At 70.6% G+C, this 10,323-nt stretch carries 7 protein-coding genes and 1 riboswitch; of the genes, 4 read left to right on the top strand and 3 right to left on the bottom strand.

Annotation, left to right across the window (positions count from 1 at the left end):
* Positions 1–639: 639 nt before the first annotated feature.
* The gene (locus NX794_RS34620; protein WP_258783670.1) at positions 640–3,477 is read right to left on the bottom strand and encodes a lectin; all 2,838 of its coding nucleotides are present in this window, start codon (positions 3,475–3,477) and stop codon (positions 640–642) included.
* A 448-nt stretch (positions 3,478–3,925) separates the two neighbouring features.
* Here NX794_RS34620 and NX794_RS34615 point away from each other — a divergent pair, with 448 nt between their 5' ends.
* Positions 3,926–6,391: a beta-L-arabinofuranosidase domain-containing protein gene (locus NX794_RS34615; RefSeq protein WP_258783669.1), complete on the top strand. Its 2,466-nt coding sequence runs from the start codon at positions 3,926–3,928 to the stop codon at positions 6,389–6,391.
* Positions 6,392–6,521: 130 nt separating this feature from the next.
* Complete coding sequence (locus NX794_RS34610; RefSeq protein ID WP_428986017.1) at positions 6,522–7,019, top strand: peptidylprolyl isomerase; 498 nt, start codon at positions 6,522–6,524, stop codon at positions 7,017–7,019.
* A 145-nt stretch (positions 7,020–7,164) separates the two neighbouring features.
* Here NX794_RS34610 and NX794_RS34605 read toward each other — a convergent pair whose 3' ends face one another.
* The gene (locus NX794_RS34605) at positions 7,165–8,553 is read right to left on the bottom strand and encodes a purine-cytosine permease family protein (protein ID WP_258783665.1); all 1,389 of its coding nucleotides are present in this window, start codon (positions 8,551–8,553) and stop codon (positions 7,165–7,167) included.
* A riboswitch (TPP riboswitch) is annotated at positions 8,543–8,638 on the bottom strand. It overlaps the preceding gene by 11 nt.
* A gap of 53 nt (positions 8,639–8,691) precedes the next feature.
* Positions 8,692–9,057: a MerR family transcriptional regulator gene (locus tag NX794_RS34600; RefSeq protein WP_258783664.1), complete on the bottom strand. Its 366-nt coding sequence runs from the start codon at positions 9,055–9,057 to the stop codon at positions 8,692–8,694.
* Between the two features lie 136 nt (positions 9,058–9,193).
* Here NX794_RS34600 and NX794_RS34595 point away from each other — a divergent pair, with 136 nt between their 5' ends.
* On the top strand, positions 9,194–9,877 hold the full coding sequence (locus tag NX794_RS34595; RefSeq protein WP_258783663.1) for a class II aldolase/adducin family protein: 684 nt from the start codon (positions 9,194–9,196) through the stop codon (positions 9,875–9,877).
* Entirely contained in the window at positions 9,874–10,320 is a 447-nt protein-coding gene (locus NX794_RS34590; RefSeq protein ID WP_258783662.1) for a carboxymuconolactone decarboxylase family protein, read from the top strand. Before NX794_RS34595 ends, NX794_RS34590 begins: the two co-directional genes overlap by 4 nt.
* The last annotated feature ends 3 nt before the right edge of the window (positions 10,321–10,323 follow it).

The following is a 10,323-nucleotide window of genomic DNA, read 5'->3' as shown; positions in this document are numbered from 1 at the left end:
TCAGTCCGCGTTCCTCCACCGGCCCCGGGCCGTCACCCAGCGGGACCAGGACAGCGGTACGGCGGAACTCGCCCAGCAGCGCGGCGAATTTCATCGCAAACGCACGAGCGTGTGACGCGTCGGAGTTCAGACCGTCCTCCGCCTCGCCGAGGCACTGCCGACCTTCCGAATGCTGATCCGTGTCTCGATGGCTGTGCGAAGACGTGGCGGAATGGGCAGGTGTAGTTGCCGCCATTTCCGCGTAGTCCGTCAGACGTGATCGCGGAGCCATCTGCGGCTGTCCCGCCGCACCCCCGTGTTCAGACATGCATCACATCATCACAACAGCACATGCTGTCCTGCAAATGACAGCACACCGCAGATCGTGTCTGGCCCGGCGACCTCACCGGCTCCGAGCATCGCCCGTTCGGCAGATGTACCCAGCCTCTCGGGACAGGCCATGCGTTAGGTATGTTGTTTCGGAACGTTGGGTCGGCTGCCAGACAGCCGACTTTGCCTGACCGCCGAAATCAGCGAGGCCCGCCCGACAAAGGCGGGCCCCTTCGTCCATGCCGAATCGCAACGGCTCGGCCGCTGCTGTCTTCGCCCCCGCCTGTCGCGCAGTTGCCCCCTCCAGGAGGCGAGTGCTTGAGCGGGGTGTCAGTGCCGCCGAGACGACGACTCCGCGGCGCCCGTGGACCGGTCGGCGGATGTCGTCGGTGTGGGTGGCAGCTTCCAGGTCTGTGCGGCTGTGCTGTTGCAGGTGTAGATCTGGAGCTGGGTGCCGGCGGTGGTGGAGGAGCCGGGGTCGTCCAGGCACTTTCCGGAGCCGGGGTTGACGAGCGAGCCGTTCGGGCCCTGCTTCCACTGCTGGGCGCCGGTGCCGTTGCAGCGGTAGAGCTGTACCGAAGTGCCGTCGGTGGTGCCGCTGTTGCTGACGTCCACACACTTGCCCAGGACACGGAGCGTGTTGTCCGCGGCGATCACCACGTCCTGGGCGTAGGTCTGGTTGCAGCCCCAGATCTGGAGGTGCGTGCCGTCCCCGGTGCCGGAGTCGGCGTCGTCGAGGCAGAGTGGGCCGCTGCTACCGGCGATGGCCGAGGTCAGGGGACCGACGCGGGGCGTCGCCGGTGCCGTGACACCGCCGGCGTAGGAAGGCGGCGCGGCGGCGCTGCCCGCGGCCCAGGCGGTGTTCGCGGTGGTGCCGAGCGCGTAGGTCAGGGTGCCGCCGGAGGTGAGGGCCGTGGTGGGGGCGTAGGCGTTGTTCCAGGAGCCCCCGTTCCAGGTCGCGGACTGGACGTACGGCGCGTTGTCGGCGGCGCCGTTCCCGTTGACGGTCAGTGTCTTGCCCGAGGGCAGTGTGACGACGGCCTGGGGGAAGACCGGGGAGCCCAGAGCGAGGTCGGACGTGCCGGGCGTCTGCGGGAACATGCCGAGGGCGGACCAGACGTACCAGGCACTCATCGCACCGAGATCGTCGTTGCCGTCGGCGAGACCACTCGGAGTGTCCGACCAGATCTGGTCCTGGATCGCGCGGACGGTGCCCTGTGTCTTGTACGGCGCCCCGGTGTAGTCGTACTCCCAAGGCAGTTCGATGCTGGGCTCGTTGCCCACCCAGGCGTAGCCGTTCTCGCCGGTGAAGCTGCGCAGTACGGTGTCGAGGTAGTGGTTCATGGCGGTGTTGCCGCCCTTGGCCCGGGCGAGTCCCGCCACGTTGAAGGGGACCATGCCGGTGTAGATGAACGAGTCTCCCTCGACCATGTCGTCACCGCTGGTGGGATCGAATCCGCCGGTCCAGGAACCGTTCGCGTCGCGGGGCTCGACGAAGCCGGAGGCGGGGTTGAGGACGTCGCGCCAGTTCTGTGCCCGGGCGGCGTACGTCTTCTGCTTGGCACTGTCACCGAGCGCGCCCGCGAGAGCGGACAGGGCGAAGTCGGCGGTGTTGTACTCCAGGGTGGTGGCGACCGGCCCGTAGAAGTTGCAGCAGCCGTAGCTGCCGTCGTGCGGCATCCAGCCGGGGGAGTCCAGGTAGTTCAGTCCGGGACGGTCGTTGTTCGTCTTCGACGCCTGGGCGGCGAGTCCCTGGAGTGTCTCGGCGGTGTCGAACTGCCGGGCGCCGAAGGCGTGGTAGTCGGCGATGATCGCGGCGGCCGGGTCACCGACCATCACGTACGACTCGCCGTTGTACTCCGACCACTTGGGGAAGAGGCCGGTCTGCCGGTAGTCGTCGAGCATGGACTGCGCGGTGTCGGAGGCGGCCTGTGGATCGACGAGTGCCTCCAGCTGCGCCTGGGAGCGGTAGATGTCCCATCCGGAGTAGTTGCCGTAGACGGCCTGGTGACCGGAGTCGACGGTGTGCGTGCGGCCGTCGAATCCCGCGTACTGGCCGTTGGAGTCGCTGACGACGTTCGGATGCAGCAGGGAGTGGTACAGGGCTGTGTAGAACATCCGCTGCTGGGCCGTGGTGCCTCCGCCTACCTGGATCTTGCTCAGTTCGGTGTTCCAGGTGTTCTGGGCGGCGGTGCGCGTGGCGTCGAAGTCCCAGCCCGGGTTCTCCGCGGCGCGGTTCGCGGCGGCGTTGGCGACGGAGACGTAGCTGATGCCGACCTTGGCCTGCACGGTCGGGTGGGCGGTCGCGTCGAAGGTCACGTAACCGTTCTGGCTTGCCGCCCGGGGAGCGGATGCCGAGTGCGACGTGCCGTGCAGGACCGGCTTGTTGGGCTTCTCCGGGGTGTTCTTGCCGGCACCCTGGGTGCTGGGCCTGCGCAACGTGGACGTGGCCGCGGGGGTGCCGCTGGTCCTGAACGGCTGGTCGAACACCATGTCGAAGTAGACGGTGTAGGTGTTCCCGGCCCCGCAGAAGCGGCCGCTGGTGACCTGTCCGCTGACCTCGGTGGGGGAGACGACGTTGAACTGCGTGTTGCTCGCGCCGTTCTGGCTGCCCGTCAGTTTGAAGATCAGGTTCGCCTGCGTGGTCGCGGGGAACGTGAAGCGCGCCATGCCGCTCCGCTTGGTGGCGGTCAGCTCGGTGGTGACCTTGTTGTCCAGGGACACCTTGTACGTGCCCGCGGCGGCGCTCTCGTTGGTGTGGGAGAAGCTGTCGGCCGCCGACGTGCTGACCGCGCCGATGGTCGGCAGTACCGGGACGTCCCCGCCGGCGCCGCAGCCCGGACCCGCGACGTGCGTCAGGCTGAAGCCGGTGATGGACGTGTCGTTGTACTCGTACCCGCCCCCGGGCGGCCGGGACGGAGTGTCCGGACTCCACTGCACCATGCCGAACGGCACGTCGGCCCCGGGAAAGTCGTTGGCCTCGTTGGAGGTGCCGATGAACGGGTTGACGAGGCCGGCGGGGGCGGTCGCCAGGGCCCCGGAGCGCGGGGCCGCCGCTGCCGGCGGGGCGACCAGGAACGTCGTCGCCAGAGCGGCCGCGGTGGTCGCGGCCAGTAGTGCGGCGCCCAGGGTCGCGGGTGGTCGGGGGGCGAGTCTCGTGAGTCTCATGTCCGTCGTGCTCCTAGGGCTCGTGCCCGCCGGGTCCGTGAGGAACCGCCAGGCAGCGTGCGGGGCAGGACTGTTCGGGGTGTTCTGACAACGTTGTCTTCGATGCGTGCGAGCTGAGGGCAGGGGCGGGGTGGGAGGGGTGCCGGAGCAGAGCGTGTGCTCCTCGGGAAGGTACGGCGCGGGCAGGTTCACGTCAACGGGTGGGGTTCGGGCCACCGGGCCGTGAGTTCGCTGACGCGACGCGGTGATGTGCCGCTGGAACCGCTCCGCCTCCTGCGCAGACTCCGCTCCGCCTCCTGTCCAGCCTCTGGACACGGTCCGTGGTCCGTGCTGTCATGCCGACTGACCGTCAGGTTTCCAACGTTGGAATCCTCGGGCGCCGCGCCGTCGGAAACCGGCTCGGGAGCCCCGGTCAGCCACGTCCCGATTGCGCCAGGAGGCGGCCCCCATGCCCCTGAACCGCCGGCACTTCGTCAAGACCGCGCTCGCCACGGCCGGGGCGAGCGGACTTCCGCTCGCCGTGCCCGGCACCGCGCGGGCGGCCGACGGCGCGCGGACCGTACGCGCCCCGGCGGCATCGCGTATCGCCCCCGCCTCCGGCGGCCTCTACGCGCCCAATGCCGCGCCCCTCGCCCCCACCGCGTTCCTGCGGCTGCCGCCCGGTGCGGTCACCGCGCGCGGCTGGCTCGACGCCCGGCTGCGTCAGCAACTCGCCGGGCTGTGCGGCCAGTACGCCGCGATCTCACATTTTCTGGTGATGTCCGACAGCGGCTGGGCGCACCCCGAGCGCACCGGCTGGGAGGAGGTCCCGTACTGGCTGCGGGGCTATGTGGACCTGGCGGTCCTCACGAAGGACGCCACCGCGCTGGCCGCCGTCCGCCAGTGGATCGACGCGATCGTGGCCACCCGGCAGCCCGACGGCTGGTTCGGCCCCACCGCCCTGCGCACCTCGCTCGGCGGCGGCCCGGACTTCTGGCCCTTCCTGCCGCTGACCTGGGCGCTGCGCAACTGGCAGGAGTACAGCGGGGACAGCCGCGTCCTCACGCTGCTCACCGGCTTCTTCCGGTTCATGAACGCGCAGGGCCCCTCCGCCTTCAACCAGAGCTGGGTGTCGGTGCGTTGGGGTGACGGACTGGACAGCGTCTTCTGGCTCTACAACCGCACCGGTGACTCCTTCCTCCTCGACCTCGCCGACAAGATCCATGCCAACGGCGCCAACTGGGTCGACAACCTCCCGTCGTCGCACAACGTCAACATCGCGCAGGGATTCCGCGAGCCCGCCCAGTACGCGCTGCGTTCACCGTCCACCGCGCTCACCCGGGCCGCCTACCGCAACTACACGTCGGTGATGACCTCCTACGGCCAGTTCCCGGGTGGCGGGTTCGCCGGCGACGAGAACGCCCGGCCCGGGTTCGGTGATCCCCGGCAGGGCTTCGAGACCTGCGGCATCGTGGAGTTCATGGCCAGCCATCAGCTGCTGACCCGGATCACCGGCGACGCCGTATGGGCCGACCGCTGCGAGGACCTGGCCTTCAACTCGCTGCCGGCGGCGCTCGATCCGTCCGGCAAGGGCGTCCACTACATCACCAGCGCCAACAGCGTCGACCTCGACAACGCCCCCAAGACGGAAGGGCAGTTCCAGAACGGCTTCGCCATGCAGGCGTTCATGCCGGGCGTCGACCAGTACCGCTGCTGCCCGCACAACTACGGTATGGGGTGGCCCTACTTCACCGAGGAGCTGTGGCTCGCCACTCCCGACAAGGGGCTGGCGGCGGCGATGTACGCGCCCAGCCAGGTCACCGCGAAGGTCGCCGACGGCACCGCGGTGACCGTCACCGAGACCACCGACTACCCCTTCGACGACACGGTCACCCTGACGATCTCGGCACCGAAGCCGCTCGCCTTCCCGCTGTATCTGCGCATTCCCGGCTGGTGCGGCTCTCCGCAGATCACCGCCGCCGGCGCCGCCGTCTCCGCCGCGGCCGGCCCGTCCTGGACCGTGGTCCGGCGCACCTGGCGCAACGGCGACACCGTGACGCTGCGGTTCCCGCAGTCGACCGTGCTGCGCACCTGGTCCGGCAACCACGGCGTCACCGCCGTCGACCGCGGACCCCTCACCTACTCGCTCAGCATCGGCGAGAAATACGTGCAGTACGCCGGCACCTCCCGGTTCCCCGAGTACGAGGTGCACGCCACCACGGCATGGAACTACGGACTCGCGCCGAACGACGGAACCTGGACGTTCCGCCGCAGCGGCGGCGCGCTGCCCGCCGATCCCTTCACCCGGGACACGGTGCCGGTGCGGATCACCGCGCCCGCGCGGAAGATCGCCGAATGGCAGGCCGACGGCCAGCACGTGGTGTCCCCGGTGCAGGACTCGCCGGCCCGCAGCACCGCGGCCGTCGAGACCGTGACGCTGATCCCGATGGGGGCCGCCCGGCTGCGGATCTCCGCCTTCCCCACCGCCTCGCCGAACGGCCGGCCGTGGCAGCAGGCCGCCGCGTACCGGCTGATCCGCAACAAGAACTCCGGGAAGGTCCTGGGCGTCGACGGGATGTCCACCGCCAACAGCGCGCAGGTGGTGCAGTACGACGACAACGGGACGGCCGACCACCTCTGGCAGCTGGTGGACAACGGCGACGGCTGGTACCGCGTCCGCAACAAGAACTCCGGGAAGGTCCTCGGCGTCGACCTGATGTCCACCGCCAACAGCGCGCGGGTGGTGCAGTACGACGACAACGGGACGGCCGATCACCTGTGGCAGCTGGTGGACAACGGCGACGGCTGGTACCGCGTCCGCAACAAGAACTCCGGGAAGGTCCTCGGCGTCGACCTGATGTCCACCGCCGACAGCGCGCGGGTGGTCCAGTTCGACGACAACGGGACGGCGGACCATCTCTGGCAGCTCGTGTGACGCCGGGCTTCGGCCGATCGAGGCCGGTCCGGGGTCTGACGCTCCCCGACGGGGGCGGGAAACACATCCGTCACGGCCGACACCTGGGCCGTTTCGGAGTTGCGGACACCGAAGTGGCAGGATGAGCGTCATGAGCAACGTTTACTTCGACATCAGCATCAACGGCGCCCCGGCCGGCCGGATCGTCTTCCGTCTCTTCGACGAGGTCGTGCCGAAGACGGCGCGCAACTTCCGGGAGCTGGCCACCGGCCAGAACGGCTACGGCTACGCCGGCTCGGGCTTCCACCGCGTCATCCCCCAGTTCATGCTCCAGGGCGGTGACTTCACCCACCACAACGGCACCGGCGGCAAGAGCATCTACGGCGAGAAGTTCCAGGACGAGAACTTCGAGCTGAAGCACGACCGCAAGTACCTGCTGTCGATGGCGAACGCCGGCCGCAACACCAACGGCTCGCAGTTCTTCATCACCACCATCGTGACCCCCTGGCTCGACGGCAAGCACGTCGTCTTCGGCGAGGTCGTCGAGGGCCAGGAACTGGTCGACCAGATCGAGTCCCTCGGCTCGCAGTCCGGCGCGCCCAAGGGCAAGGTCGAGATCGCGGCCTCCGGGGTCGTCGAGGGCCAGTGATCCAGGCCTGGGCGGCAGGCCCCGGGCTCGCCGCCTGACCTGCCGAGGCCGCTGTGCCGGCCCCCGACGGGACCGGTGACCTGAGAAAGGGCACCCGGATCGTCGGGGGCCGGCCCCGGTTCACCGTCACCCCGAAAGGACACGCTCAGCGCCTGGTGCGCAACGGTGCGTAGACCAGCAGCGCCGCGACGAAGGCCACGGGGTACGCGAGATCGGCGCCGTGCAGGGCCCGGGCGACCGGGCCGACGTACAGGCTGGTGCTCATGAAGGGCACCGCGACGCCGAAGCCGGCCACGAACGCCGTCAGGGCCGGCCACCACGGCTGTGCCTGCTCCGCCGCCAGGTCGACCGGGCGGCCGCCGCGCGCCCGCCCGCGGGCCACCCAGTCGACGATCACGACCGCGACGAAGGCGGGGATCCAGTAGCCGACGAACAGCAGCACGTTCTGGAAGCGGGCGGTGGTGTCGGCGGCGTGCATCCACAGCACGAGCGGGAAACCCAGTACCGCGGCGAGCGCGGCGGCCACCGGCCGTGGCAGCCGTACGCCGACGGTCTGCAACGCCAGCGATCCGCTGTAGTCGTTCATGGCGTTGCTGCACAGCGCCGCGAGTGCGACCGCGAGGAGCCCGAACGCGCCGAGCGCCCCGCCGCCGAGCAGCCGGTCCACACCGCGGGCGGTCTGGTCGGTGAACTGCGCCGCGCCCCACAGACCGAGCGCCTGCACCGCGACGAAGGACACCGCGACACCGAGCAGGGTGCACCAGAACATGCGCGGACGGGACGCCGTGCGCGGCAGGTAGCGGCTGAAGTCACTGGCGTACGGCGACCAGGAGAGGGCGAGGCTCAGGGCGATGGTGCAGGTCAGCACGAAGGCGCCCGCCCGGTCGGCGCCGTGCACGGTCGCGGTCGTCGCGGGCTGGGTGCCGTGCGCGAGCTTCAGCGCCAGCGCGGCGAGGGCGGCGGCGAGTGCGAAGGTCATCACCGTCTGGAGGCGGTGGATCGCCTCGTACCCGATCACACCCAGCGCCCCCTGCGCGGCCAGCATCACCAGCACACCCAGCCAGAACGGCCAGCCGAACAGCTGGGCCAGCGCGTCCCCGCCGAACAGCCCGATCAGCGCGTCCCAGGCGATGGACGACAGCCATTGCAGGGCCCCCGGCAGTACGACACCCCGTCCGAACGCCAGCCTCGCGAGCGGCAGCTGACCCGCCCCGGTCTGGCTGCCCCAGGTCCCCAGATAGGCCGTCGGCACCGCACCGAGCAGGGTGCCGAGCACCACGGCGAGCAACGCGGTACCGAAGTCCAGCCCGAGGGCCGCCCCGACCGTGCCGGTGAACACGCCGGTCATCGTCAGGTTGGGGGCGAACCACACGGTGAACAGCCGCCGGGGGCTGCCGTAGCGGGCGTCCTCGGGAACCGGCGCGATCCCGCGCGCCTCCACCCGCAGATCACCGGGTGCCGTCGGCATCCGGCCGTCGAAGACACCCCGCGCCTCGGCGACGGCCGTCTCTTCATGGGCGTACGGCAACGACATACGACATCCCTCCGCCAGTCCTAACTGGTTCAGGTTCAACGGGTGTGATCTCAGCCCCCGCGCGGGGGCACCCCGTGTCCAGGTACGCCGGCCAGAATAGCCCGGAGGGGTGACTGGTTTCGGCCAGGGGGACCGCGTTCACCACCGCGCCATCGTGTCGCGGAACCTGGGGCAGGTGACGATGTCCTCCTCGCCGCACTGCAAGGCGTGTTCCAGGAGCTGAGTGGCGTGCCGGAGATCGACCGTGCGCTGCTCGATCTCGGTGATCTTGGCGCGGATCATCGCCTGCCGGTGCGGCTGGTCGCGCTGGAACTCCCTGATCTCCTCCAGCGTCAGCCCGGCCTGCTGGTACGTGCGCAGCACCACGATCCGCTCGGCGGCCTCCGGGGCGTAGCGCCGCTGCCCGCTCCGGCGCTCGGGTACGGGCAGCAGGCCGTGGCGCTCCCAGAAGCGGATGGCCGACGCGGGTACCCCGGTGGCCTCGGCGAGTTGTCCGATCGTCATGACCGCGTCCGGCACCTTCGCACTCTCCCCACTCCGCCCCGGGCGTTTGACTTGAACCTTAGTTCAAGTTGAACAGTGGTCGGCACGAGGGCAGCGGCGGACGAGCCGCCGGTGCCGACCGGTTTCAGGAGGAGACGTGACCGACGCACGGACGGGTAAGCAGCGGGCCGACCAGGTGGTCGAGGCCGCCGAGGGGCTCTTCGCCGCGGGGGTGATGTCCCACTCCGGGCACGCCAACCTCAGTGCCCGACTCGACGACGACAGCTTCCTGCTCACCCCGGGATTCGTCCGCGGGCTGCGGCCCGAGCAACTGGCGACCGTCAGCCTGGACGGGCAGGTCGTCGCCGGGCGGCTGCGGTCGGTCAGTGCCGAGATCATCGCCATGCACAGCACCGTCTACCGCGCTCGCCCGCAGGTGGGGGCGGTCATCCACACGCACTCGCCCGCCGCCACGGCCTTCGCCGTGGCCCACCGGCCGCTGCCGTGCCGCACCGAGCCGATGCTGCGGTTCGGACAGGCCGAGGACGTCCCGGTGGTCCCCTGGGGGCCGCGCGGATCGGACGTGTCGGTCCGCGGCATGGCCGAGGTGCTGGAGAGCCGTCCCACGACGGCCGCGGTGCTGCTCGCCAACCACGGCCTGCTCGTGTTCGGCCCGGACCCGGCGGCCACCGCACACCTCCTGGTGGCCATCGAGGAGAGCGCCGAGGCGGAACTCGCCGCCGCGGCGATCGGCGGGGCCGTGGACTTCCCCGAAGGCGCCGTGGAAGCCGTGCGGACCGCGATCGCCCGGGCGGCGTCGATCGCACGGGTGGCGTCATGACGGACGCCACGACGCGGACCGGCCGGGCGGCGGCCGGAGGGGCCGAGGCCGTGCGGGAGCGCTACCGGGCGACCCTCGGCGCCGTACCGGGCGGTGTGGAGGCCCGGCTGCGGCTGGCCGAGGACTTCGGGCGGCTGCCCACCGAAGAGGCGATCGCGGCCCTGCGGCACATCGTCCTGACCGACAACCCGCTGGAGGCGCGGGTGCAGCAGCTCGTCCACTTCGGCCAGCTTCTGGCACTCGGCTGGGCCCACCCCGCGCGCATCCACGCCCAGGGGGCGCTGTACGCGGGCGCCAAGATCGCCGAGCTGATCGGGGTCGCCGAGACCGCACTCATCACGGCGGGCGTCCCCGCCTACGCGCTCGGCACCGAGATCATCACCGAACTCTCGGCGGCCGAGGGCGAGATCGGGGACCGCCTCCGGCAACCGCGGGCGGAGTAGCCC

The sequence above is a fragment of the Streptomyces pyxinicus genome, assembly GCF_024753135.1.
GTDB classification, from domain to species: Bacteria; Actinomycetota; Actinomycetes; order Streptomycetales; family Streptomycetaceae; genus Streptomyces; species Streptomyces pyxinicus.
Note: the sequence above shows the minus strand (reverse complement) of the source record. Positions and strands in the feature narration are given on the sequence as shown.

What these genes read in the sequence shown, in the direction of transcription:
- NX794_RS34620 (WP_258783670.1), bottom strand. Translation starts at nt 3,477, where the DNA reads ATGAGACTCACGAGACTCGCCCCCCGACCACCCGCGACCCTGGGCGCC.
- NX794_RS34615 (WP_258783669.1), top strand. Translation starts at nt 3,926, where the DNA reads ATGCCCCTGAACCGCCGGCACTTCGTCAAGACCGCGCTCGCCACGGCC.
- NX794_RS34610 (WP_428986017.1), top strand. Translation starts at nt 6,522, where the DNA reads ATGAGCAACGTTTACTTCGACATCAGCATCAACGGCGCCCCGGCCGGC.
- NX794_RS34605 (WP_258783665.1), bottom strand. Translation starts at nt 8,553, where the DNA reads ATGTCGTTGCCGTACGCCCATGAAGAGACGGCCGTCGCCGAGGCGCGG.
- NX794_RS34600 (WP_258783664.1), bottom strand. Translation starts at nt 9,057, where the DNA reads ATGACGATCGGACAACTCGCCGAGGCCACCGGGGTACCCGCGTCGGCC.
- NX794_RS34590 (WP_258783662.1), top strand. Translation starts at nt 9,874, where the DNA reads ATGACGGACGCCACGACGCGGACCGGCCGGGCGGCGGCCGGAGGGGCC.